Origin of the sequence: Pleurocapsa sp. PCC 7319, from assembly GCF_000332195.1 — a bacterium.
In the GTDB taxonomy this organism is placed as follows: Bacteria; Cyanobacteriota; Cyanobacteriia; order Cyanobacteriales; family Xenococcaceae; genus Waterburya.
On record NZ_KB235922.1, the window covers coordinates 544,227 to 567,527 of the forward strand.

Consider the following 23,301-nt stretch of genomic DNA (forward strand, 5'->3'; position numbering starts at 1 on the left):
TACAAAATAAACAACTGCTCCTTTGTCCTGTAAAAGAGAAACGCAACCTTTCAAGTGCTATTTATGGTCGTTGAATAATGGTTTCAGCCACTCTTCTTTTATTTTTGGGGTCTATTCCCAATACACGAACATATTCACCCGAGTGTTCAGATAAATAAACCTTTAGAGAAGCAACCACGTCTAGCTCATGGCGACTGTCAATAGGAGGGCAGCTTTTCCAAGATTTAGTTTTAAAACGCCGTTTATCAGCGTGTTCTACACCAATTTTATAGCCAGCAGCCAGCAAAGAACGAATTTCCTGTACTGATTCATTACTCAACTGACGCTGACTAAAGTCGTTATAGTGAGCTGGCTGATTATTGTGCTTATCGCTACTAGTGTAATCGGCTACAAAGTAGCTGCGATCTTTGCCATTACCATTAGCTTTGGGATTGTCATTAGGTCTTTGGATAATAGTTTCGGCAACTCTACGTCTAGCTTGAGAATCGATACCTAACATCCGAACATATTCACCTTTATGTTCTGCTAAACAATCTTCTAAAGCAGCAACTACTTCTGATTCTCGGCTACTATCAATGGGAGAACAGGTTTTCCAAGATTTAGTTTTAAAGCGTCGTTTATCTGCATGTTCTGAGCCAATTTGATAACCAGCAGCCAATAAAGAGCGAACTTGTTGAACTACTTCTGAATCTAAACTACCGCTACCACCGTTACTGCTGTAACTAGCTCTACCACCATTACCATTACTATAGTTAGAACCTGAATAACTTCTAGAAGACTGTACGGGAGCTTGTCCCGGACGCTGAACAATTATTTCAGCCATTCTTCTTTTGGCATTATTATCAGCACCAACAACGCGAACATATTCATTAGGATATTCGGCCATAGCTTGCTCAATGGCGCTAAATACCTTATTGCTACCGCCCTCAACTTGTCCAACTGTCAACCAGGATTTGGTTTTGAAGCGACGCTTACTCGCGCGTTCGATACCAATGCTACAGCCTTGATTAATTAAGCTATCGATCTGCTGTGCAACATCACCACCTAAATTGCCGCTAGTACTCGTGCTATAGCCAGAGCGATTTCTACCACCGCGATTTCTGCCCCTATTATGGGTGGCAATAGTTTTGACTGTTCCCTCTCCTGGGCTATCTTCAGGACGTTGGACAATCATCTCCACCACTCTTCTTCTGACTTTGGGATCTACCCCAATGAGCCTAACGTACTCTCCTTGGTACTCTCGAAGCACAGATTCTAACTCACTCACTACATGATTTTCATTACGACTTTCGATTCGCTCGCCAGTGAGCCAGGATTTAGTTTTAAAACGGCGTTTATTAGCGTGTTCAGTGCTGATAATACAGCCTTGCGCCAATAGCGATCGCACTTGGGTCCTAATATCTGAACTTAAACTCATATTCCCTACTGAATTTTTATAATCATTCTCATTTCTGACATCGGAAATTAGACTTGCGTCTGCTTTATTTCGTTCGCGAGCGTTGTAAGCCTGGGGATTAACACAGGCATTATCATCGGCACAACGATAACCAGCCAAAAGAGCCTCGTTAATTTCAACAACGTGGTGAGCAAAAGAGCGATCGCTATCAATAACATTTGGTAAGCGTTCGGCTTGCTGCTGATTGACAATTACTGCCCCCGAAGGAACATACTTGCCTGGTGGAATTTCCACATCCTGAATTAGAGCATGCATCATTACAATGCAACCATCTCCAACTTTGGCATTAAATACCGTGGAGCGAAAACCAATAAAGCATTCATCTCCAATGTAGGCTGGACCATGAATTAGTGCCATATGGGTAATACAAGTATTACTGCCAATCCAGACAGAATACTCCTTACCATCGTCACCAACTACCCGACCCTTCTCCAAACCATGGATAACAACACCATCTTGGATATTGCTACTTTCGCCAATATAAAAAGGTGTTCCCTCATCGGCTCTGATGGAACTGCCTGGAGCCACAAAAACGTTGGCTCCGACCCTAACGTCTCCAATCAATCTGGAAAAGGAATGAACGTATGCACTTTCATCTACTTGTGGTGTTGCTGAATCACTCGACCATGGAGTCGGGGGAGCCGCTTTAGTGCGGACTGCCATTGTCTCAATTCCTCCTAAATTAACTCAACCATCTTGTTTATTAATTCAACTAAGCTACATTTTTGGCCATTAATGATAAATGTCAATGATACTTTTGCTGATTAAGCCCTAAGACAAACGTTCTGCCTCTTTTTTACTGTAGAGTGCGTTGCGGTCCACGTTGACCGTATCAATAATGCCCACGATTGTGGCATCTAGAGGTTTAGATTCTTGACCAGCCTCAATACGAGCCGCACTACCTCGACTAACCAAGACCCACTCATTAACACCAGCACCAATCAAGTCTCCTGCTACTTCATATTTAGATAAAAGTTGTCCCTGTTCATCTATATATTGAACTAGAAGTAACTTAATCCCTCTCATACTAGGGACTTTGTGAGTGCTAACAACTGTACCGCGAACTTGGGCTATTTGCATGCCTTGCTGCTCAAATTAACTTATGGTCTTCTCAGAGGACGAGGATTTACGCTTTCACGAAACTGCTCGACAGCTTCGGTATAACGAATGGGTAAGACGTATTCAAGATTTTCATGAGGACGAGCGATAATGTGAGTCGAAAGGACTTGTCCTCCATTTACTCGGCTTACATTTTCTGTGCCCGCAGCAACAGAAGCTTGTACTTCGGATACATCACCACGGACAATTACAGTCACGCGTCCTGTACCAATTTTTTCGTATCCTACTAGGGTAACCCGGGCGGCTTTTACCATGGCATCTGCCGCTTCTACTACCGCAGGAAAGCCTAGCGTTTCAATCATTCCAACTGCAATTGACATATTTTTACTCCTGAATTATCTTAAGTGGGAAATATTGCCTGATTTAGTTACTTCCCTAGTTAAACTTTTAGCTCAACCAGTTTCAAGTTCTCGCTTAAATACTACTTATTAATAGGTACGAAACTGTTCTACTTCTTCGGTGTAGCGAATTGGCAGTACATATTCGAGGTTCTCATGGGGACGAGCAATGATGTGAGTCGAAAGAACCTGACCGCCGTTTACTCTAGTCACGTTTTCTGTCCCCGCAGCTACGGAAGCCTGCACCTCAGATACGTCACCACGGACAATTACAGTTACACGACCTGTACCAATTTTTTCGTATCCCACTAGGGTAACCCGGGCGGCTTTTACCATGGCATCTGCTGCTTCTACTACCGCAGGAAATCCTAGCGTTTCAATCATTCCGACTGCAATTGACATATTTTTACTCCTTATTTATAAATAGCGATCGCCAATTAGGTTTAATTAATTAACTGTTGTTTGATTTTGAGACTGAAATGAAATTATATTTTTTACTCAGGAATCACTAATAGGAGCGAAACTGTTCTACTTCTTCGGTGTAGCGAATCGGTAGCACATATTCTAAGTTCTCATGGGGGCGAGCAATGATGTGAGTCGAAAGAACCTCTCCACCGTTTACTCGATTAGCAGAATCAACTCCAGCAGCAACTGAAGCCTGAACTTCAGATACATCACCACGCACAATTACCGTAACGCGACCAGTACCGATTTTCTCGTATCCTACAAGAGTGACCCGAGCTGCTTTGACCATTGAGTCTGCTGCCTCTACTACTGCGGGAAAACCCAAAGTTTCGATCATTCCTACTGCGATAGGCATTTTTTATCCTTTCCTCTTCAAACCGAATATTAATAATTATGAGTAGCCCAGCTATGTCTGGCAAAAAGCCTCAACTTAGCTACTAATTGTGTTGTTCCACTCCTAGATGTGGTTACCCAACCCATCTTTTCAGACTCATCATATTATGAGTTCTATTATTTTCACCAAGATTATCAATTGTGGCAGCTTACCTTGCCCTGACAAAATACTTTAGTCAAAACAATCTGGTATTGGCTAATTTACCACCTATGATCAAGCATAAATAACCTTGACTCCTTTGACAACATAAAACATGATTATATTTTTTAATTTGATTGTTAATAAGAATTAATACTTGTTGTCTAAACAACAGTTTCTTATCCAGCTCAAATCATGATAACTAGCATTAAATATACTTTTTATAATTTATTTATAATAATTACTATTTCTGGTTAAGTAGAGTTCCTAAATAATTTTCTGCAACATAATTTTGACTTAACTTGCTTGAGACGTAGACTCTTACAACCCTAACTAAGCATGGATTGTAAACTTTTAAGGTTTTTATTTAATAGCCACCTCAAGCATATTGTTTCAAAATACAAAAATACTTCTAGTCGGACTGAGATTTTACTTGACAAATCTAACAAAAGCCCAATTTACTGATAACTAATTGGTATAAATACTCAAAAAAGCTATAGTATAGCGGCACTAGTAAAACGATCAAGAATAAATATATCCATCAAAACTTGAAGATAATCTGCAACCATAATAGTTGATTAAAGGGTTTTTGTGCTCAACTAGTGACCAGATCTTTAAATTTTAAAATAGTCAAATTTAAATGATATTTAAGAGCAGAATAGCTGTTAGAATAAGGTTTTAAGAAAATATAGTAAATCACAGCTTAGTTAAGACTAAGAAGACTAGCTAACTTAATATTTGATCACTATAAATTTTGGTGTTGTAAGTTACCCAACAGTTTTGATGACTGACTTTTTATTAGAAAAATCTTGGATCATACCCTTATATGGCTTAATAGGTGCAATTGTGACTTTGCCCTGGTCTTTGGGCATTATTCGCCAGACAGGACCTCGTCCAGCCGCCTATTTCAATATTTTTATGACCTTGTTAGCTTTTATTCATGGGTCAATAATTTTTAACCTAATTTGGACTAGGGAAACTCAACAATATGTTTTTCATTGGTTACAGGTAGCAGATTTAGATTTAACTTTATCGATCGAGTTATCTCCAGTTAGTTTCGGTGCCTTGGAGTTGATAACGGGTATTAGCTTGCTCGTGCAGATTTATGCTTTAGGTTACATGGAAAAAGACTGGTCTTTGGCGCGCTTTTTTGCCCTGATGGGATTTTTTGAAGCGGCTTTGGCGGGCTTAGCTCTCAGTGATTCTCTGTTACTCAGTTATTGTTTGTTAGAGGCTTTAACTTTATCCACATATCTCTTAGTCGGTTTTTGGTATGCTCAGCCTTTAGTAGTAACTGCTGCCAGGGATGCCTTTCTGACTAAAAGGGTCGGAGATATTGCCTTACTTATGGGAATAGTGGCTCTTTCAAACTACGGAGAAGGACTAAGTTTTTCGGAGTTAGATACTTGGGTAAAAGGACATCAGTTAGACCCGAGCGTAGCTGCCTTGTTGGGTCTAGCTCTAATTGCCGGTCCTATCGGTAAATGTGCTCAATTCCCCCTCAATCTCTGGTTAGACGAAGCGATGGAAGGACCCAATCCAGCAGGAATTATGCGTAACTCGATCGTTGTTTCGGCTGGAGCCTATGTGCTAATTAAATTAGAGCCGGCGACAACTTTATCCCCGATTTCTGCTGATGCCTTGATTTTGATCGGGACAGTTACGGCTATTGGTACATCTTTGATGGCAATCGCTCAGATTGATATTAAGCGAGCTTTATCCCATTCTACTAGTGCTCACATAGGTTTAGTCTTTATTGCCGTAGGACTAAGGCAAGTAGATATAGCCTTCCTATTGTTATTTAGTCATGCGATCGCCAAAGCTTTATTATTTATGAGTGCTGGATCAGTCATTCTCACTTCTAATAATCAAAATGTCAGTGAAATGGGTGGTTTGTGGTCAAGGATGCCTGCTACAGGAATGTCTTTTGTGGTAGGCGCAGCAGGGTTAATTGGATTTGCGCCCTTAGGTATGTTCTGGACTTATCAACGCTGGTTTAGCGGCTCTTGGGATGTAGACTGGTGGCTGTTGCTGTTGGTGATGTTTGTTAATACTTTCTCTGCGATTAACTTGACAAGATTATTTCGGATTATTTTTCTGGGTGAGCCACAGGTTAAAACCCGTCGTGCTCCTGAATCTCCTTGGCTTATGGCAGTACCGATGGTTGCCCTGATGGTCGTTACTTTAATTGCTACCTCTGCTCCTATACAATGGCCTCTCTGGTTAAGTCCGAATACCCCTTTACCTCTGGATCAACCAGAATTAATTAATCAATATGCAGTACCGTTGTTGATTGCCTCAGGGGCATTAGGGTGCGTAATTGGTTCAACTATATCAGTACGTCAAGCCTGGTCAAGATCTAGTAATTTTGCAGTTCGATTTGTTCAGGATTTGTTAGCCTACGATTTTTATGTAGATAAATTGTATGAAGTAACAGTTGTTGCTGCGGTTTCTGCTTTTTCTAAATTTACTTCTTGGATTGACCGTTATGTAGTTGATGGAGCAGTGAATTTAGTCAGTTTAGCCACAATCTTTAGTAGTAATGCCTTGAAATACAACGTTTCTGGACAATCTCAATTTTACCTTGCCACGATTGTGATTGGCGTAGGCTTGCTGTTATGGTCGATGCTCCATGGTCAGTGGTCAATAGTTACTAACTATTGGTCCTCAATTATGTAATGGTCGTGTCGATATTATTCAATCTTTAAACATATTTGTTCGGTCAATTTTGTTAAATTCCCAGAGATAATCACAAATTATGCTCAGTGCCTTAATCCTTATTCCTTTTTTGGCTGCGGCGATAGTAGGTTTAACTCCCTTAAAAGGAACAATTTGCCGCAATATTGCTCTTGTTACAGCAGTTACTACTTTAGGTATCAATATAGTTCTTGGTTTTCAGTTTGATTTTCAACATCCAGGATGCCAGTTTGCTCAAGATATTCCTTGGATTGAGTGGATCGGTTTAAACTATCATCTGGGAATCGATGGTCTTTCTTTTCCCTTATTATTACTCAATAGTTTATTAACTTTGATTGCCATTATTAGTACTAGCCAGGGGATTCAAAGACCCAGATTGTATTATGCCATGCTCTTACTATTGAGTGGCGGTGCAGCAGGAGCCTTTTTAGCTCAGGATTTACTACTGTTTTTCTTATTTTATGAGTTAGAAATTGTTCCACTATATTTCTTGATTGCCATCTGGGGGGGAGCCAGAAGAGGTTATGCAGCCATGAAGTTTTTACTTTATACTGCGCTATCGGGAATTTTGGTATTAGCTTCCTTTCTAGGCTTGGTTTGGTTAACTGGAGCAAGTACTTTTGATTATCAAACATTGCGAGATTACACTCTACCTCTTGGTAGCCAATTACTATTACTAGCCCCACTCTTAATTGGAGTGTTTATTAAAATCCCCATTTTTCCCTTCCATACGTGGCTGCCAGATGCTCACGTAGAGGCATCCACCCCCATATCAGTATTGCTCGCCGGAGTACTACTCAAGCTAGGAACTTATGCCCTCTTACGTTTTGGAGTCGGTTTATTTCTCGAAGCTTGGGTTTATCTTGCTCCCTGGTTAGCAGTATTAGCCGCAATTAGTGCTTTATATGGAGCTTCCTGTGCGATCGCTCAAACAGACATGAAAAAAGTAGTGGCGTACTCCTCAATTGCTCACATGGCCTATATTCTCCTAGCGGCATCTGCTTCTACTCGTCTCAGTATGACTGCTGCTGTGTTTCAAATGGTCAGCCATGGATTAATCTCAGCATTTTTGTTCTTACTGGTGGGAATGGTATACAAAAAAACTGGCTCGCGAGATGTCAATTATTTAAGAGGTCTGCTTAATCCAGAAAGAGGCTTACCTGTTACTGGAGGAATGATGATTCTGGGGGTAATGGCTAGTTCAGGATTACCAGGTATGGTCGGCTTTATTTCCGAATTTTTAGTATTTAGAGGAAGTATTGCTATTTTCCCGATACCAACTCTTTTATGTATGGTGGGAACTGGTTTAACGGCAGTCTACTTTTTATTAGTTATTAATAAAGTCTTTTTTGGTCGTCTCACCGTTGGGTTGCCTAAAATCCCCCCTGTCAAGTGGAAAGAACACGCTCCTGCTTTTGTCCTACTGTTGCTAATTTTCGCCTTTGGTCTTAAACCAGATTGGGTTACTCACTGGAGTGAAGTACAAGCGATCGCCCTTTTAACAGGAGGCTAACACCGCTTCGCTTAAGTGGAAAATAGAAAGTAGCCATCATGAACTGCGTACACCAGGACGCATGAAAATGTATTTATAAATCAGAAAGTAGGAAGTAAGATATCACAAGATAATTTTATTATGGTCAGTACTGAGGTTAAACGTTCTAAGTCTTATTTCATCGATGAATACATTGCGAGATTGGAAAAAGGGGATGCTCTTCTGGACGATACTCCCCAAAATCTCGTGGAAGTAGTTGGTATTTTGAAAAGTTATGGAGTAGTCTTAGACGCCTATTCCGTTAACTTGTGCTACATTGCTGACACACAATTTTTAAAGTTATTTCCCTTCTTTAAATATTTTAACGGAGATGTCAACACTAAGAAATTTCTTAAATTTCTTTGGCATGATCGCATTAACTATGAATATGCAGAATATTGCATGAAAGCAATGTTTTGGCATGGTGGTGGCGGCTTAGATGCCTATGTTGATACCCCAGAGTTCGCTGCGGCAACAGAGGAACTAATTAAAGCCTACTTTAAATACAACCCTCTGATGATCGGATTGCACAAAGCATTTAAAGACTTTCTCCCCGAACAAATGCGCCAGATGGCTTATTACAGTGGGCTAGGACAGTTTTGGCGAGTAATGAGCGATATTTTTATTAACTTATCCGATAGTTATGATCGCGGTGAGATCAAATCTATTCCCGACGTAGTAAAATTTATTCTAGATGGGTTGGTAGCAGATGCCGCTCGACCAATTACCTACACAGTAAAAGTTCGTGACCAAGAATATGATATCCTTCCCAAATCAGCGGGGTTAACCTTTTTAATGGATACTGGTGTCCCTTATGTAGAGGCTGTTTTCTTTAGAGGAACTCCCTTTAGAGGAACAGTATCTTACAATGCTCAAGCTTACGAAATTTCCTATGACTTGGGAATGTTCAATTACGGAGCATTATACGCCGATCCTCTCCCTATTGGTGGAGCAGGAATTCCTCCCACCTTACTGATGCAAGACATGCGACATTTTTTACCTGATTATCTACAGGATATTTATCGGCAAAATGTTCGAGGTGAAGGAGATATCAGAATTCAGATTTGTGAAAGTTTCCAGAAATCTATGTTCTGTGTTACCACTGCTGCAGTTCAAGGATTAGCACCTCATCCCTTGAATACTGAAGATCCAGAGGAACAGATGGCTAACCGTAAATATCTCAAAGGATGGCTTAATCGAATACTAGAATCCCAAATACTTAAAGTTAATAACCAAAAAACTGCAGAAGTATCTTAATACACATTCTCTTGGTCGTAATTGTTCGCGATTGTCTTTGCTACTGCCCTTCGGGCAATCGCCAAAGTAAATCTGTCGACAAACTTACAAGTAGAATGAGATAATCCTTCAAAGACTGTTTATTAAAGAAATCTTAATATGTTCCACGAATCTAGTTTTTAGGGAGTGAGCAGTTTTAAACACACAAGAAAATAAATATAATTTTAATCAATGACAAAAACAGCATGGGTATTTCCCGGACAAGGTTCTCAAGCATTAGGAATGGGAATAGATTTACAAGATATTTCCCTGGCAAAATCCAAATTTGAAATTGCCGAAAAAGTTCTAGGTTGGTCAATATTAGACATTTGCCAGGGAGATGATGAGACCTTGGCTCGTACACTCTACACTCAACCATGTCTATATGTTGTTGAATCAATTTTGGTAGACCTATTAACTGAGAGAATTGGCTTACCTCAGTTGGTAGCAGGTCATAGCCTAGGTGAATATGTAGCTTTATATGCGGCAAAAGTTTTTGATTTTGAATCAGGACTCAAATTAGTCAAAAAAAGAGCAGAATTAATGGATAGTGCTGCTGGCGGAAAAATGGCTGCACTAATGAAATTTGATCGCTCTCAATTAATGACAGCATTAACCGAAACTTCTGATGTAGTCCTAGCCAATGATAATAGCGCAGGGCAAGTAGTCATATCTGGTACTCCAGAAGCTGTAGCAGAAATACTAGGAAAAGTTAAAGCTAAAAGGGTGATGACATTAAATGTATCTGGTGCTTTTCATTCACCTCTAATGCAAGAAGCTTCAGAACAATTTCTAGATGTACTAAATTCGGTTAACTTTAATGATGCTCAGGTTCCAGTACTATCAAATGTTGAACCAACTCCAGCTACCAGCCAAGAAGAGTTGAAACGAAGATTAGTGCAGCAGATGACAGGTTCAGTGCGTTGGCGAGAAATAATGTTGCAATTTTCTCAGTCAGAAATCACCAACATTATCGAAGTAGGTCCAGGAAAAGCTTTGTGCGGTTTGATTAAAAGGACTTGCCGTGAAATCAAGCTAGAAACTGTTGGCACCGTAGTACAATTAAATGCTAAAACTCTAGTCATGAGTTCTTAAATTCACTTTGCTTAAATAAACTAATAGCTATTAGCTATTGGTTTGTAGCTTTAGTGTAACTTTGTTATTATTTGTTTGTTTCCACGTCTCGACTCCACAGAGCCAATCCGCCACCCCTACCTCTGGCGGCAATCAAATTTTCTTGGATTAAAAAATAACTAAAAAATGCTTGTTGACTGAGGGGGATCTGCTCAAACTCAGCTTCTTTAGTTGCTCCGCCTCGAATGTATCCATCATAAAGTTTCAAGCCAAATACAGCTATTGTTATGGTAGTAAAATCAAAAGCTAAAATATTTTTGGGAGTTATAAACTTAACTGGACCAGTTAGAGACAATTGAAGAAAAGCTAAGTCTACACAATTTTTGACTCTGCCTGCATCTGTATTTGGCTGCTTACCATTCTCATAAATAATTTTAATCTTAACTAATGGGGGTATATATCGCCCTGCACCCAATACAATACCTGCTTTTTTCCTAGTTTTTTTGGTTCCAGTGATAAAGCGTAAGTTCCAGCTACCGATTAAATCAGGAAATGAATAGCGTAATTGCTCTTTTCTCGCTTTTTTTTCCAGCTCAAGCAAAGCTTCAACAACTTGTGACGGCTTGGGCAAATTTGATTTATTAGTTGTTAAACTACCTGCTTGCTCAAGTAAAGACAATTGTGTCAACATGATCGATATTAAGTAGCTCCATTTAATTAACCAGAAAATATACTTTGAGGCTGGTTTATGCGAAAGTGCATCATCACCAACGAAAATGTATAATCATAAACAACTTTTGCAAGCATAAGACAAATATTTTTTGTTGTACTAAGAGAAAAATATTTTATCTTCAAAATAATTCGTTTAACTTACCATCTAAAATCACCTTGATTTAACGATAAAACATCTTAAAAGTAACAGAAAACTCTACGTATTATTATCAACTCTAAACTATAATTGTAGCGAAAATACATACTTTAAAACAATATCTTTAGTTATTTTGTATGTAACGCAAATAAAATTCAAAAAAGTTCTTATTTGACGGACTTTGAGTAGGATACTTGAGCGACTAGTGTAAAAAATCTTTAAAAAAAAAGAAGTCCTGTATTATCAGACGGTGATCTGTAATTTCTACAATAAAATTGCTAGAGTTAATTGATTAGATAGAAATTTTGCGAATTAGATCGCTTATTGAGCTAAATATTTTAATCATAGTAATTTATACTTAAATATTTATTAGTTACAGACCTGAAAATTACTAAGGTTTTGACTAACGAAATAATCGTATATTTAGTATAGATTGTGCTTAGACACTAATGTAATTGACTTATTTCTAAAAAATACTAATTAGTCACACAACAAAAATATTACTTATAATTCTTAAAAATCACCTTTTGTTATGTCATTAGCCACAAAATTATTTAGTTTTCTTGGTTTAGAAAAATCGGCAAAAGAAAAAGAGGAAATATTTTATTGGCTTAAAATAAGTACTAAAGTACCAAAGTGTATTTACTATTTTGGTCCTTTTGATAGTCATTTAGAAGCTAAATCATTGCAAGGTGGCTATATTGAAGATTTAATGGCGGAGAATGCCCAGGGAATACATATAGAATTAGAACATTGCTCACAACCTACAGAACTAACTGTCTGCGAAAAAGAGTACTTTTGACAAGTGTTAGCCACAATTCCCTTAAACCAACCTGGGTGCAATAATAGCTGACTCACTTGGGGTAAAAGTAAATCAGGTACAACTAGCTCAATCTTAGTGGCAGCGATCGCAGTATATTGAGGTTTTTTCAACCAATCTTCTATACCTTGTTTGAAACGCCGATAAGTTTAGTTTTTCCCTGTAGAGTAAATTTGACGTATTTAAAAGCTTTTTTCCGTTTTTGGGCAATTTTTTTAGTAGCTTTAGACAAATATTTTTGCTTGTCTGACGGCAAATTTGGCTGATATTTAGTTTTCAAAGCAAGTTGTAATACATCTAAATCTCTCAATTCACCTAATACTTTGCCGATTTTACCAGCTATTTTTTCAGTTGCTATTTTCGGTAAGGCGATCGCCGGAGCAAAACCAATCATGGCAACTTTTCCAACTTCTAAGGTCGTGCCATTTTCCAAAATAGTGACTAGAGAGATTAAACTTTGTTGTGGAAAATAAACGTAGCGAATGTTTTCCTGAGGCTGATAGAGAATTTGACCCGCTACTAGTCTAATTAATTGTAGTTGAGGTAGAAGACGTTGATATTCTGATAAGGGCAAAGCTGCTAATAACTGATTATTAAAGTTGAAATTCGTAATTGACATGAAATAATTGCTCTGAAATTAGCCAAGTTATGGCAATAAACCAAATCTTGCTAAGGGTAAATAATTAATCAAAGCAGTATAAAATAATACAGTTAATTTAAAACTAATGAAAAATTAATAAATGATTATTAAAATTCCCCATTATTGTATTTGATTAGATATGAAAGAAGGAAAGTACAATGGTGAATCCAGGTTTAATATTGGCGATCGCATTGGCTTTAGTTCATGGATTTGCCACACGCTTACCCATTTTTTCTATCATTCCTCGATTTCGCTGGATATCATTCGCTGGTGGAGTATCCCTCAGTTACGTATTCCTGGAAGTATTTCCTGAATTAAGTCATGCTCAAGAAGAACTTCAGCATTCTGAAATCCCTTTGATGGAGTACTTGGAAAATCATGTTTATATCATGGCACTGTTGGGCTTGATGGTATTCTATGGATTAAATTTATTAGCTCTGCGAGCAACATCTCCTCAGCAATCAACATTTTCAACAGAACACAACAGCAGGACTATTTTTTGGATTCAGATCACTGGGTTTGCCCTTTTAAACGTCATCCTGGGTTATCTGCTACAGGACTTGAGCGAACACAGTATACTAGATTGCATCTTATTTTTCGTTTCCGTAGCCCTTCATCTATTTATCATTGACGATAATCTTAGAGAACATCAATCATACCTCTATGACAAACTAGGTCGATGGTTATTAGTAGGAGCAATCATTTTTGGTGCCATAATCGGTAGACTGGCACACTTAAACGAAGCGGCGATCGCCCTCGTTTGGTCATTTCTTGCAGGAAGTATTATTCTCAATGTCCTTCATCGAGAACTACCTAATGAAAAGGAAAACTGTTTTGGCTCCTTTGTTGGTGGTGCATTTCTATTTACGATTCTCTTGTTGTCTATGTAGTTTGCCTAATGAAGGTAGGAATCAACCTACCTCATTAAATCTAACTCAAGCCTTCAATTAACTTTTGTTTTGCAGTATCCAAAGCTTTATCTAACTTACTGGCATCTCTGCCGCCAGCTTGAGCGAGATTTGGTCTGCCACCACCGCCACCGCCGCAGATTTTGGCAATACCACCAATAAATTTTCCGGCTTGTAGTTTCTTTTCTTGGATAACTTTCTGACTAAAAGCAGCTACTAAACTAATTTTTCCTTCCGAAGGTATGGATGCAATTACTACGGCTGATTCTCCTAGTTTTTGTTGCAATCTTTCTGCTGCCGACTGTAAAGACTTTGCATCCATTTCTCCCATATTGGCTACCAGAATTTTATAATCACCGACTGTTTCGGCTTGGGATAACAAACTGTCAGATTTGGCTAGAGCTAGCTCCTGTTTTGCTGCTTCTAATTCTTTTTGAGTCGCTTTGAGTTCTGCTTGTAAACTATTAACTCGATCGCCGATTTCTTCGGGTTTGACTTTAAAGCGATCGCTCAATTCTTTAACGACTTTATCCCGTACTTCTAAATAATCTAAAATAGCTGCCCCAGCTACAGCTTCAATCCTTCTTACCCCAGAAGAAATACCAGTTTCCGAGATAATTTTAAATGCGCCAATTTCAGCCGTATTTTTAACATGAGTACCGCCACAAAGTTCCATAGAAACTCCCGGAAAATCGATTACTCTCACTTCAGCAGTATATTTTTCCCCAAACATAGCCGTTGCACCTTTAGCCTTAGCATCTTCTAAGGGCATAATATTCACATCAGCTTCATGGGCTTCGGAAATCCAAGTATTAACCAATTCTTCTACTTGTTGTACATCTTTCGGTTTTAAAGCGCGGGGAGAATTAAAGTCAAACCGAAGGCGATCAAAACTGACTAACGATCCAGCTTGAGATACGGAATTATCAACTACCTTCTTCAATGCTGCCTGAAGTAAGTGAGTTGCAGTGTGATTTGCTTGCACGCGACGACGACAAGCACGATCAATAGCTGCGTTAACTGTATCTCCCACAGTAACACTACCGCGCTCAATTTTTCCGTAATGAACAAAGAACCCAGATTCTTGTTGTACATCTTGGATACGAATTAGCAGGTTATCCCCAGAAAGATATCCTTTATCCCCAATTTGCCCTCCAGATTCAGCATAAAAAGGAGTTTGATCGAGAATAAGTTGAATTTCTGCTCCTACTTCAGCAGCTTCTGAAGATTTCCCTGAGATTAATACCGCTTCAACTTTTGCCTGGGATTGAAGTTCGCCGTAGCCGGAAAATTCTGTAGGATGAATATGTTCTGCCAGTTTATCGATACTTCCCTGAACTGTCAAATCGATGGTTTCGTGTGCTGCTCTAGCCCGAGTACGCTGTTGTTCCATTTCTGCTTCAAAGCCTGCTTCATCAACAGTTAAACCTTGTTCCTCGGCAATTTCTTGAGTCAATTCAAAGGGAAAGCCGTAAGTGTCATAGAGAGTAAAGGCATCTACTCCAGATATCTGCTTATTGGTGCTAGCAATAATTTCTGCTAATAGTTTTTCCCCTCTATCCAATGTCTTCAGAAATTGTGATTCTTCAGTGACTAACTGATTTTTTATAAACTCTTCCCTTTCCCTAACATTAGGATAAGCTGATTCCGAGAGAGCGATCGCAGTTGCTGCAACTTGATTAATAAAATTACCATTAATCCCAATCAATCTGCCATGACGAATTACTCGCCGTATTAAGCGACGTAAAATATAACCGCGATCGGTATTAGAAGCAGTAATGCCATCGGCAATCATATGAACCACTGCACGAACATGATCGCCAATGACTTTTAAAGAGGTTTTAGTCTTCTCGTCAGCTTGATTGTAATCAATTCCTGCAATCTCAGCAGCAGTTTTAATAATCGGGAAAATTAAATCAGTTTCATAATTATTGGGTACTTGCTGAAGGATTTGCGCCATCCTTTCCAAACCCAAACCTGTATCGATGTTTTTATTTTGTAGAGGGGTTCTATTTCCTTCCGCATCTTGGTTGTATTGCATGAATACCAAGTTATAAAACTCGATAAACCTGCTGTCATCTTCTAAATCAATGTTTTCATCGCCCAATTCGGGATGAAAATCATAAAATAACTCCGAAGAAGGACCACAAGGACCAGTAGCACCCATTGTCCAATAGTTATCTTCCCCCATGCGCTGAATACGATTTTCGGGAATACCTATCTTGTCGCGCCAGATAGCAAAAGCTTCATCATCACTATGAAATACGCTAGGGATAATGCGTTCTGGAGGTAACTTATACACTTGTGTAGATAGTTCCCACGCCCATTCAATAGCTTGTTCTTTAAAATAATCTCCAAAGCTAAAATTCCCCAACATCTCAAAGAAGGTATGATGTCTGGCGGTACGTCCCACATTCTCAATATCATTGGTACGAATACATTTCTGGGAGGTAGTAGCGCGGGGTTGAGGTGGTTTGCGCTGTCCCAAAAATATAGGTTTAAAAGGTAGCATCCCCGCAATAGTCAATATTACTGTTGGGTCTTCTGATATTAAAGAGGCACTGGGTAAAATTTTGTGTTGTCGGGTTTCAAAGAATTTGAGGAACTTGTCGCGGATGTCGCTACCGCTTAGGTGAGGAAGATCAGCCATAGTAGTTTATGTAATGCAATTAGTTTATTTATTTATTTTTGCATTTTTAGGGGATGAACTACTTTAGGCATTGGTAATATAATTGAGTAACAGAGCGATCGCATTTCATCAAAATTGGTAGGGGCGGTTCGCGAAACGGAGGGGCTGTCGCCTGTGGTTTCCCAGGCGTTTATAAGCCCCGTCCCCTACAGGGTTTATCGGTTTCCCACATTACCATTTTGACGGATTGTTGGGATGCAATTGATCAACATTCCAAGATATTGGATTGTTAATAATATATTGGCGGATATTGTTTAATGATTTTTGATTACGAATAATGTGTTCGTAATAATTACGTTGCCATACTGATGAACCTGGTGCGTTGCGAATTAGATTGATTTTTTTGGTGGAAACGGTTTTGAATGCCCCAATTAAACGTCCCAATGGTTTACGTTTTGGTTTGGAATTGATTGGTGGGGTAGGGGCGTTTCGCGAAACGCCCCTACAGGGTTTGTCGGTTAAAACGATAATCCCGTGAAAATGATTGGGCATAATAATCCATTCATCGAGATTTATATAGGAATAACGAAATGACAACGATTGATAGGTTTCGGCAACAATCTCACCATATTGATTTAACTGCATCAAACCATTAACAATGTCACCAAATAAACATTGTCTTTGATAACAACAAATGGTGACAAAATAAAATCCTGCCTGAGAATAATCGTATCCTTTAAGCCTGATGGAGCGTCTATGATGTCTTGTAGAATCATATTTCATAGACTAAATATACCCATTTTTGCTTCGCAGACTAAGGAGAAGCGTAACCGCATTTTCTCGACGAATCATAAAGAAAATCAAACAATCACATAACTAACTACTCATTGCTGAAAGAAAAGACGTGGCACAATAAAGAAAGAATAAAAAAACTTAATAAAAATTAAGAGAGAGGCTATGGTCGCAACACCAATCAAAACCCAGCCAAGATTAACTATCGAAACTGCCGCGATAACTCCCGACACCACAGCAATTCGCTCTCTAGATTGGGATCGCGATCGCTTTGATATAGAATTTGGCTTACAAAATGGTACAACTTATAATTCCTATTTAATTCGTGGCGATAAGACTGCCTTAGTTGATACGTCTCACGCTAAATTTCGTCAGTTATATTTGGATACTTTAACTGGCTTAATCGATCCTAAAGAGATTGACTACCTCATTATTAGTCATACCGAACCCGATCATAGTGGATTAGTTAAAGACTTTTTGGAACTAGCACCCCAAGCGACAGTAGTTGCAGCGAAGATGGCAATTAAGTTTTTAGAAGACTTAGTTCATCAACCCTTCGAGAAACAAATCATCAAGAATGGTGAAACGATTGATTTAGGTCAAGGTCACGTAATTGAGTTTGTTAACGCTCCTAATTTACATTGGCCCGACACCATATTTAGTTATGACCAGAAGACAGGTATCTTGTTTACCTGCGATGCTTTTGGGATGCACTATTGTTCTGATGCTACCTATGATGAAGACTTAAAAGCGATCGAAAAAGACTATCGCTTTTATTACGACTGTTTAATGGGTCCTAATGCTCGTTCCGTACTTTCGGCAATGAAACGGATGGATAATTTAGGAGAAATTAACACCATTGCCAATGGACATGGTCCTCTATTGCGTCATAACCTCCAGGAACTCTTAAACCGCTATCGCGATTGGAGTAAAGCTCAAACTAAAGGAGAAAAGACAGTAGCGGTTTTTTATATCTCCGACTATGGCTACAGCGATCGCCTTTCCCAAGCTATTGCCAGAGGAATCACCAAAACTGGAATTGAAGTAGAAATGGTGGATTTGCGTTCAGCCGATAGTACTGAAGTCCATGAAATCGTTGGTCGTTCCGTGGGTCTGGTATTGGGAATGCCTCCCCTCAGTAGCAACAGCCAAGAGGATATTACTACCAATTTAGGAACAGTTTTAGCAGCATCTAAAGAAAAACAAATTATTGGTATGTTTGAATCCTATGGTGATGATGATGAGCCAATTGATCCTCTGTCAACTAAATTCCGTGAAGCGGGTTTAAAGTCGGCTTTTCCAGCAATTAAGCTTAAGGATACACCTACCGAAGCAGATTATCAGTTATGTGAAGAATCGGGAACTGACTTAGGGCAACTCTTAACCCGCAAAGATCTAGTCAAGCACATGAAATCCCTCGATAGCGACCTCGATAAAGCAATTGGTCGCTTAAGTGGTGGACTATATATTATTACCGCAACTAAAGGCGATGTTAGCAGTGCCATGTTGGCTTCGTGGGTATCCCAAGCTAGCTTTGAACCACCTGGATTAACTATTGCCGTCGCTAAAGATCGGGCGATTGAATCTTTGATGCAGGTAGGCGATCGCTTTGTCTTAAATATCCTGGAAGAAGGTAAGTATCAAAACCTAATGAAACACTTCCTCAAGCGATTTAAACCAGGTGCTGACCGTTTTGCCGGAGTCAAAACCCAAACCGCAACTAATGGCTCGCCTATTTTAAACGATGCTTTAGCATATCTAGAATGTGAAGTCATGAGCCGTATGGAATGCAGCGATCACTGGATTGTTTATAGCAAAGTTGATTTAGGTCGAGTTTCTAACCCCGATGGCTTAACTGCAGTCCATCACCGTAAGGTAGGAAATCATTATTAACTTGCAATCTAAAAAAGCTATCAGTCTATAGCTTACAGCTCTCAGCTTTGGGCAACAGTTGGAACATCGGATTCTATCGCTTAAAGAAACTGTAAGCTCTATATAGACTGATAGCTGATAGCAAACACTGAACGTCTGGTGTGGGTTAGAAAAAAGTGGGTAGAAGACAGAAGATGAAAGTTATCAAGTTGTCTATCTAAAAATCTTTACTCATTAATAGAATAGACTTTGAAAGCCTTTTATTGACTACTCCCCATAGTTACAGTGAACTTTGCTTTCGCTACGTTAACTTAAAACTAGGGGATTCTCCAGAGCTAATGCTTTGGATTACACTGAAGATGAGGCTCAAATCTCACTCCAGAGGGGCTAGCCATAAGCCCGACTACTGGGATTTCTCCCAGATACTTTGCTCGAATATTAGAGCATCCAACTCCGTCCCTGTGCCACCTAAAACCACACAAACACTTGTATTCGCGGTTTCTAGGTTTGTTTCTTTTTCGACACGATAAATATTCTTGAGAAGTGTATGCTTCTGAAATTAATTCAGTATTGATTCCAGCCTTGGCGCATTTATACTCAAGTTTTGCTCTAATCGAACCGAAGTTCCATTGATGTAGTTTTTGATTAACTTTCTTGCTGTATTTAATATTCTTCCTGATATCACGAACATCTCCTATCACTAACGTTTGAATGCTCCTCTCTTGCAGCATTGAAACAGCTTTGCTAGTTAACTTATGTTCGATATCTTTGATTTGATTTACAACCTTGGCAAGTTGTTTTTGTTTTGATTTGATTATTTTTTGGCGTCTTTGGCTACCTCTTTTTTTTGTATCAATTAAATTAGATAATTTAGCTTTGAGCTTGTTTTGATACTGGCGTTTAGAACGAAGCAATCGACCATTTAAAATATCGGTATCAACGCCATCTGTAAATACCATTGGATGAATTTCTCCCAGGTCACAACCAGATACGCGCCCATTCTTAACTAGTCTTACCTTTGGTTCAGAGTAGCAAGCTCGAAGTTCGTAACACTTATTTCCTTTATTCCAGCCAAGTTCTACTTGTTTTGGTTTGTCCCAACACCAATTAACTATTAATGGTTGATTGCCTTTTCCATTACTCAACCTAAGCTTTCCATCTTTGAGCTTAATAGCTGAAGACTTCCAAGTTAGTTTGTAATACCATCTACGTCGTCTTGGTGGTCTAGAATTTGGATCGGTTTTTCGTCTTGCTCTCCAAGACTTTAAACTGGCAAAAAATGACTGTGTGACTGCATCAGAAGAATGAGCATGAAGCTTATTTGACACCAGCCATTTCTCCATTGTGTAGCCCGACAACCAAACATTCTTTTTCCGAACAGTACGCCAAAAACTAACTAATGTTTGTGAGTACAATTCTCCCGCAGCATGAGCTAATTCATTTAGCTGTTCGAAGTATTTAAGTTTAAGTTTTCTCACGGTATAATTTGCCATAGGATAATTATACAGAACGAAGCTATATAACACAATGGTTCAATACAAAAGCAATAACAATATTGTTTACAACTGTAAGTATCACGTTGTCTGGGTCGTTAAATATCGTCGTCCAGTATTAACAACTGAAATTGAAGCCAGATTCAAAGAAATTCTTAAAAATATAGCTGCTGAAATTCAAGTAGAGATATTAGAAATGGAAGTAGGAGACTTGAACCATGTCCATCTTTTGTTGTCTTTAGACCCTCAGTTTGGAGTACATAAAGCAGTAAGGAGGTTTAAGGGTGTTAGCTCTAGGTATCTTAGAAAAGAATTTCCTCAGTTAAAATCTCGTCTCCCGACGCTATGGACAAACTCGTACTTTGTTTCTACTGTTGGAGGCGCACCTCTGGCTAAAATAAAGGAATATATAGCCAATCAAAAGCGCAGTCGCTAAACCTCGTTCGGGCTAACCCCATGTCTGAAGCCAGGGGCTTGCGCCCTTCAAGGTATTTGGTCAAACTCAGTTTTGATTCTGGTTTACCGCTACGGCGATACCAATAACGAGCATTACTTAAATCTCCCTCTTTACGGTGTAAGTAAGCATGAACCCAAGCACAGTCGCGATCGCTTCGGGTATCAATCAATTTATGTGATTTGTGCCAATCATCATGATAGTCAAACCATAATGCTTTTAGGGCAAGGGGATAACTTTTTATTTGTTGCTGAGTTAGTTCTACAAATTCTTCGATACTCATGACAAAAAGAGAGGGCTTGAAGATCTTATTTCAGTTTAGCTAGTTGGAGGCATAATAAATTTAGATAGCATTAAATACTCGTTGCTCGGAGATTTTGCTCAAAGCGTCTGCTCTTTGAAGTATGAATTTTACTAATAAAACCATTATTATTACTGGAGCTTCTGCTGGAATCGGAAAAGTTTTAGCAGTCAAACTAGCACAACAAGGTGCCAAGTTGGTTTTAGCAGCCCGCAATCAAGCTGCTTTAGAAATAACTGCTCATGAATGCATCCAAGCTGGAGGTCAAGCTATTGTCGCCCCTACTGACGTAACTAATCCAGAAGCTTGTCAAAAACTTATAGAAGATAGTCTAGCTACTTTTGGCGCGCTAGATTGTTTGGTGAATAATGCAGGAATATCTATGTGGGCGAGGTTTGACCAGCTCAAAGAGATCTCAATGTTTGAGAAGATAATGAAGGTTAACTATCTTGGAACTGTCTACTGTACAAACTATGCTCTACCCCACCTGAAAAATTCTCGCGGTTTGTTAGTGGCTATTTCCTCTCTATCGGGGAAAACTGGGATTCCCACTCGCAGTGGATATGCAGCCAGTAAACACGCTGTACAAGGCTTTTTTGATTCTCTGCGGATAGAGTTACGAGGCACGGGAGTAGATGTATTAGTTGTTTCTCCTGGTTTCGTAGCTACAGACATCCGTCAGCATGTTTTAGGAGCAGATGGAAAACCTGTCAAAGCTAGTTTAAATAACGAGCAGCAGAAGGCTATGTCTACAGAACTATGTGCCGATTTGATTATTAAAGCAATGCGCAAGCGAAAAAGAGAGTTGGTAATGACTCTCAAAGGCAAGTTAGGTCTTTGGTTAAAATTGTTTTCCCCCAACTTAGTTGATACGCTCGCAGCTCGTGCTGTTAGCTCTCAGAAGAGGGAGATTTAGCTAAAACGAATTTCTTATGTTATGAACCCTAACAAATTGTCACAGCTAATCACCAAATCAATCTATTATTTCTAGACAATTAAATTTAATCAAAAACTTTTTATTTAAAAATGTTTAGCAAATATATAAGCTTTAGTATTAGCTTAGGAATTTTAGCAGCAATTCTAGGTGGAATTGTTCAATGGTTAAATATATCCGCAGGTAGTTTAGTTGATTGGTTAATTGGAATTGCTTCTTTTTGGTGGCTGTTGATTATTGTTACTATTCCCTGGAATATCTATTTTGATGCTCGCGAAACACTAACTGAGGCTGAAGTATCTCAAAAAAAAGGTCTTAAAATCGAGCTACAGCCCTTAAACTATGTTCAGAAAGTAGCTCGCTGGTCGATCATTGGCGCGATTACTTTACATTTAATTTCAGCTTTAGCTCTTTATTTATTGGCTGCTACTGGTATCAGTAATGTAGGGTATGTCAGTTCTGGATTAACTTTATTGTTAACAATTTTGCGTCCCACAATTCGTGGCTATCAATATTTAACGACCAGATTATTAACTATTAAAAAAGAGATCAAATATCCCCGTGAGGACGCTATTGAACTTAGTAATAGAGTGAAAATTTTAGAAACAGCAATTAAAAAAATAGAATCCCTACTAGATTCAAAAAATCCCAATTCTTGGGTCAGTAAACAACAGCAAGCAACTCAAGAAAATCGAAATCAGCTAGCACGTCAAAAAGCATTACTAGAAGAGTATCAAGCCAAAAATACAGTCGAACACGAACGAATTTCTAGAGAAGCCATAACCGCTGTTTCTCAACTAAGTGAAGACAGTCAATTTTTAAGTCATGTTAGGGAAATTATTCGCTTTGTCAAAACAGCATAAAAGCGATCGCTCTATTATTTCTCCTGAGAATCTAAGTATTGCTAAAATTACAGCGATCGCATCAATTTCAAATAGCATCTCATCACTTGCCAATCGGGGAACGGGAATTAAAGTGCTAGCTGGCTTGTATCCTACATTTCGCACGTTACAAATGAAGCACAATAGATTATCGTAAAAATCGCTAATTTTGCCAAATTTTCATTGTCACATCTTGAACTATTCTTGATTTTTCGCGATGAC

The 23,301-nt window shown here is 38.9% G+C and carries 22 protein-coding genes; 11 read left to right on the top strand and 11 right to left on the bottom strand.

Annotated elements, in window-relative coordinates; genetic code table 11:
* Positions 1-61: 61 nt before the first annotated feature.
* From PLEUR7319_RS0106630 to PLEUR7319_RS0106650, 5 genes are all read right to left on the bottom strand, one after another.
* Positions 62-2,119 (bottom strand): ribulose bisphosphate carboxylase small subunit, encoded by a 2,058-nt coding sequence (locus PLEUR7319_RS0106630; RefSeq protein WP_019504421.1) that lies wholly within the window; start codon positions 2,117-2,119, stop codon positions 62-64.
* 108 nt (positions 2,120-2,227) lie between these two features.
* Positions 2,228-2,536 carry a EutN/CcmL family microcompartment protein gene (locus tag PLEUR7319_RS0106635; protein WP_019504422.1) on the bottom strand — a complete coding sequence of 103 codons (309 nt, stop codon included), beginning with the start codon at positions 2,534-2,536 and terminating at the stop codon, positions 2,228-2,230.
* A 20-nt stretch (positions 2,537-2,556) separates the two neighbouring features.
* Entirely contained in the window at positions 2,557-2,895 is a 339-nt protein-coding gene (locus PLEUR7319_RS0106640; RefSeq protein ID WP_019504423.1) for a carbon dioxide-concentrating mechanism protein CcmK, read from the bottom strand.
* Positions 2,896-3,003: 108 nt separating this feature from the next.
* Positions 3,004-3,315 (bottom strand): carbon dioxide-concentrating mechanism protein CcmK, encoded by a 312-nt coding sequence (locus tag PLEUR7319_RS0106645; protein ID WP_019504424.1) that lies wholly within the window; start codon positions 3,313-3,315, stop codon positions 3,004-3,006.
* A 106-nt stretch (positions 3,316-3,421) separates the two neighbouring features.
* Positions 3,422-3,733: a carbon dioxide-concentrating mechanism protein CcmK gene (locus PLEUR7319_RS0106650; protein WP_019504425.1), complete on the bottom strand. Its 312-nt coding sequence runs from the start codon at positions 3,731-3,733 to the stop codon at positions 3,422-3,424.
* Positions 3,734-4,693: 960 nt separating this feature from the next.
* Between PLEUR7319_RS0106650 and PLEUR7319_RS0106655 the strand changes: the two genes are divergently transcribed.
* The 4 genes from PLEUR7319_RS0106655 to fabD all read left to right on the top strand — a co-directional run bounded on the left by PLEUR7319_RS0106655 (position 4,694) and on the right by fabD (position 10,508).
* Positions 4,694-6,589, top strand: coding sequence for an NAD(P)H-quinone oxidoreductase subunit F (locus PLEUR7319_RS0106655; RefSeq protein WP_019504426.1), 1,896 nt, complete (start codon positions 4,694-4,696; stop codon positions 6,587-6,589).
* Between the two features lie 79 nt (positions 6,590-6,668).
* Positions 6,669-8,120 carry an NADH-quinone oxidoreductase subunit M gene (locus PLEUR7319_RS0106660; protein ID WP_019504427.1) on the top strand — a complete coding sequence of 484 codons (1,452 nt, stop codon included), beginning with the start codon at positions 6,669-6,671 and terminating at the stop codon, positions 8,118-8,120.
* Positions 8,121-8,240: 120 nt separating this feature from the next.
* Positions 8,241-9,395, top strand: a complete 1,155-nt coding sequence (locus PLEUR7319_RS0106665; protein WP_019504428.1) for a CO2 hydration protein — start codon at positions 8,241-8,243, stop codon at positions 9,393-9,395.
* A gap of 210 nt (positions 9,396-9,605) precedes the next feature.
* Entirely contained in the window at positions 9,606-10,508 is a 903-nt protein-coding gene (fabD, locus tag PLEUR7319_RS0106670) for an ACP S-malonyltransferase (RefSeq protein ID WP_019504429.1), read from the top strand.
* 67 nt (positions 10,509-10,575) lie between these two features.
* Here the strand turns inward: fabD and PLEUR7319_RS0106675 are convergent, their stop codons facing one another.
* Positions 10,576-11,178, bottom strand: coding sequence for a hypothetical protein (locus PLEUR7319_RS0106675; protein WP_019504430.1), 603 nt, complete (start codon positions 11,176-11,178; stop codon positions 10,576-10,578).
* 709 nt (positions 11,179-11,887) lie between these two features.
* Here PLEUR7319_RS0106675 and PLEUR7319_RS0106680 point away from each other — a divergent pair.
* On the top strand, positions 11,888-12,157 hold the full coding sequence (locus PLEUR7319_RS0106680) for a DUF1816 domain-containing protein (RefSeq protein WP_019504431.1): 270 nt from the start codon (positions 11,888-11,890) through the stop codon (positions 12,155-12,157).
* Between the two features lie 139 nt (positions 12,158-12,296).
* Here PLEUR7319_RS0106680 and PLEUR7319_RS37870 read toward each other — a convergent pair whose 3' ends face one another.
* Positions 12,297-12,794 carry a CHAD domain-containing protein gene (locus tag PLEUR7319_RS37870; RefSeq protein WP_026102355.1) on the bottom strand — a complete coding sequence of 166 codons (498 nt, stop codon included), beginning with the start codon at positions 12,792-12,794 and terminating at the stop codon, positions 12,297-12,299.
* Positions 12,795-12,973: 179 nt separating this feature from the next.
* Between PLEUR7319_RS37870 and PLEUR7319_RS0106690 the strand changes: the two genes are divergently transcribed.
* Positions 12,974-13,705 (top strand): hypothetical protein, encoded by a 732-nt coding sequence (locus PLEUR7319_RS0106690; protein ID WP_019504432.1) that lies wholly within the window; start codon positions 12,974-12,976, stop codon positions 13,703-13,705.
* A 40-nt stretch (positions 13,706-13,745) separates the two neighbouring features.
* Here the strand turns inward: PLEUR7319_RS0106690 and alaS are convergent, their stop codons facing one another.
* Positions 13,746-16,373: an alanine--tRNA ligase gene (gene alaS, locus PLEUR7319_RS0106695; RefSeq protein ID WP_019504433.1), complete on the bottom strand. Its 2,628-nt coding sequence runs from the start codon at positions 16,371-16,373 to the stop codon at positions 13,746-13,748.
* Between the two features lie 210 nt (positions 16,374-16,583).
* Positions 16,584-17,135, bottom strand: coding sequence for a transposase (locus tag PLEUR7319_RS0106700; protein ID WP_019504434.1), 552 nt, complete (start codon positions 17,133-17,135; stop codon positions 16,584-16,586).
* A 174-nt stretch (positions 17,136-17,309) separates the two neighbouring features.
* On the opposite strand from PLEUR7319_RS0106700, the gene PLEUR7319_RS0106705 reads away from it, so the two are divergent.
* Positions 17,310-19,037, top strand: coding sequence for a diflavin flavoprotein (locus PLEUR7319_RS0106705; protein WP_019504435.1), 1,728 nt, complete (start codon positions 17,310-17,312; stop codon positions 19,035-19,037).
* A gap of 314 nt (positions 19,038-19,351) precedes the next feature.
* Here PLEUR7319_RS0106705 and PLEUR7319_RS0106710 read toward each other — a convergent pair whose 3' ends face one another.
* Positions 19,352-20,509, bottom strand: coding sequence for an RNA-guided endonuclease TnpB family protein (locus tag PLEUR7319_RS0106710; protein ID WP_026102356.1), 1,158 nt, complete (start codon positions 20,507-20,509; stop codon positions 19,352-19,354).
* A 34-nt stretch (positions 20,510-20,543) separates the two neighbouring features.
* Here PLEUR7319_RS0106710 and tnpA point away from each other — a divergent pair, with 34 nt between their 5' ends.
* Positions 20,544-20,945: an IS200/IS605 family transposase gene (gene tnpA / locus PLEUR7319_RS0106715; RefSeq protein WP_019504437.1), complete on the top strand. Its 402-nt coding sequence runs from the start codon at positions 20,544-20,546 to the stop codon at positions 20,943-20,945.
* Here the strand turns inward: tnpA and PLEUR7319_RS0106720 are convergent.
* Positions 20,902-21,246 (bottom strand): hypothetical protein, encoded by a 345-nt coding sequence (locus PLEUR7319_RS0106720; protein WP_019504438.1) that lies wholly within the window; start codon positions 21,244-21,246, stop codon positions 20,902-20,904. The genes tnpA and PLEUR7319_RS0106720 overlap by 44 nt on opposite strands.
* A 121-nt stretch (positions 21,247-21,367) precedes the next feature.
* On the opposite strand from PLEUR7319_RS0106720, the gene PLEUR7319_RS0106725 reads away from it, so the two are divergent.
* From PLEUR7319_RS0106725 to PLEUR7319_RS41195, 3 genes are all read left to right on the top strand, one after another.
* Entirely contained in the window at positions 21,368-22,180 is an 813-nt protein-coding gene (locus PLEUR7319_RS0106725; RefSeq protein ID WP_019504439.1) for an SDR family oxidoreductase, read from the top strand.
* Between the two features lie 110 nt (positions 22,181-22,290).
* Positions 22,291-23,061: a hypothetical protein gene (locus PLEUR7319_RS0106730; RefSeq protein WP_019504440.1), complete on the top strand. Its 771-nt coding sequence runs from the start codon at positions 22,291-22,293 to the stop codon at positions 23,059-23,061.
* Complete coding sequence (locus PLEUR7319_RS41195) at positions 23,045-23,236, top strand: hypothetical protein (RefSeq protein ID WP_158441819.1); 192 nt, start codon at positions 23,045-23,047, stop codon at positions 23,234-23,236. The genes PLEUR7319_RS0106730 and PLEUR7319_RS41195 overlap by 17 nt, the downstream gene beginning before the upstream one ends.
* Positions 23,237-23,301 lie beyond the last annotated feature (65 nt).

Excerpts from the sequence above, each read along its gene's own strand:
- PLEUR7319_RS0106680 (WP_019504431.1), top strand. The coding sequence starts at position 11,888 with ATGTCATTAGCCACAAAATTATTTAGTTTTCTTGGTTTAGAAAAATCG.
- PLEUR7319_RS0106705 (WP_019504435.1), top strand. The coding sequence starts at position 17,310 with ATGGTCGCAACACCAATCAAAACCCAGCCAAGATTAACTATCGAAACT.
- tnpA (WP_019504437.1), top strand. The coding sequence starts at position 20,544 with ATGGTTCAATACAAAAGCAATAACAATATTGTTTACAACTGTAAGTAT.
- fabD (WP_019504429.1), top strand. The coding sequence starts at position 9,606 with ATGACAAAAACAGCATGGGTATTTCCCGGACAAGGTTCTCAAGCATTA.
- PLEUR7319_RS0106725 (WP_019504439.1), top strand. The coding sequence starts at position 21,368 with ATGAATTTTACTAATAAAACCATTATTATTACTGGAGCTTCTGCTGGA.
- PLEUR7319_RS0106650 (WP_019504425.1), bottom strand. The coding sequence starts at position 3,733 with ATGCCTATCGCAGTAGGAATGATCGAAACTTTGGGTTTTCCCGCAGTA.
- PLEUR7319_RS0106690 (WP_019504432.1), top strand. The coding sequence starts at position 12,974 with ATGGTGAATCCAGGTTTAATATTGGCGATCGCATTGGCTTTAGTTCAT.
- alaS (WP_019504433.1), bottom strand. The coding sequence starts at position 16,373 with ATGGCTGATCTTCCTCACCTAAGCGGTAGCGACATCCGCGACAAGTTC.
- PLEUR7319_RS0106720 (WP_019504438.1), bottom strand. The coding sequence starts at position 21,246 with ATGAGTATCGAAGAATTTGTAGAACTAACTCAGCAACAAATAAAAAGT.
- PLEUR7319_RS37870 (WP_026102355.1), bottom strand. The coding sequence starts at position 12,794 with ATGTCAATTACGAATTTCAACTTTAATAATCAGTTATTAGCAGCTTTG.
- PLEUR7319_RS0106675 (WP_019504430.1), bottom strand. The coding sequence starts at position 11,178 with ATGTTGACACAATTGTCTTTACTTGAGCAAGCAGGTAGTTTAACAACT.
- PLEUR7319_RS0106645 (WP_019504424.1), bottom strand. The coding sequence starts at position 3,315 with ATGTCAATTGCAGTCGGAATGATTGAAACGCTAGGATTTCCTGCGGTA.
- PLEUR7319_RS0106665 (WP_019504428.1), top strand. The coding sequence starts at position 8,241 with ATGGTCAGTACTGAGGTTAAACGTTCTAAGTCTTATTTCATCGATGAA.
- PLEUR7319_RS0106710 (WP_026102356.1), bottom strand. The coding sequence starts at position 20,509 with ATGGCAAATTATACCGTGAGAAAACTTAAACTTAAATACTTCGAACAG.
- PLEUR7319_RS0106640 (WP_019504423.1), bottom strand. The coding sequence starts at position 2,895 with ATGTCAATTGCAGTTGGAATGATTGAAACGCTAGGCTTTCCTGCGGTA.
- PLEUR7319_RS0106655 (WP_019504426.1), top strand. The coding sequence starts at position 4,694 with ATGACTGACTTTTTATTAGAAAAATCTTGGATCATACCCTTATATGGC.
- PLEUR7319_RS0106660 (WP_019504427.1), top strand. The coding sequence starts at position 6,669 with ATGCTCAGTGCCTTAATCCTTATTCCTTTTTTGGCTGCGGCGATAGTA.
- PLEUR7319_RS0106700 (WP_019504434.1), bottom strand. The coding sequence starts at position 17,135 with ATGAAATATGATTCTACAAGACATCATAGACGCTCCATCAGGCTTAAA.
- PLEUR7319_RS0106730 (WP_019504440.1), top strand. The coding sequence starts at position 22,291 with ATGTTTAGCAAATATATAAGCTTTAGTATTAGCTTAGGAATTTTAGCA.
- PLEUR7319_RS0106630 (WP_019504421.1), bottom strand. The coding sequence starts at position 2,119 with ATGGCAGTCCGCACTAAAGCGGCTCCCCCGACTCCATGGTCGAGTGAT.
- PLEUR7319_RS0106635 (WP_019504422.1), bottom strand. The coding sequence starts at position 2,536 with ATGCAAATAGCCCAAGTTCGCGGTACAGTTGTTAGCACTCACAAAGTC.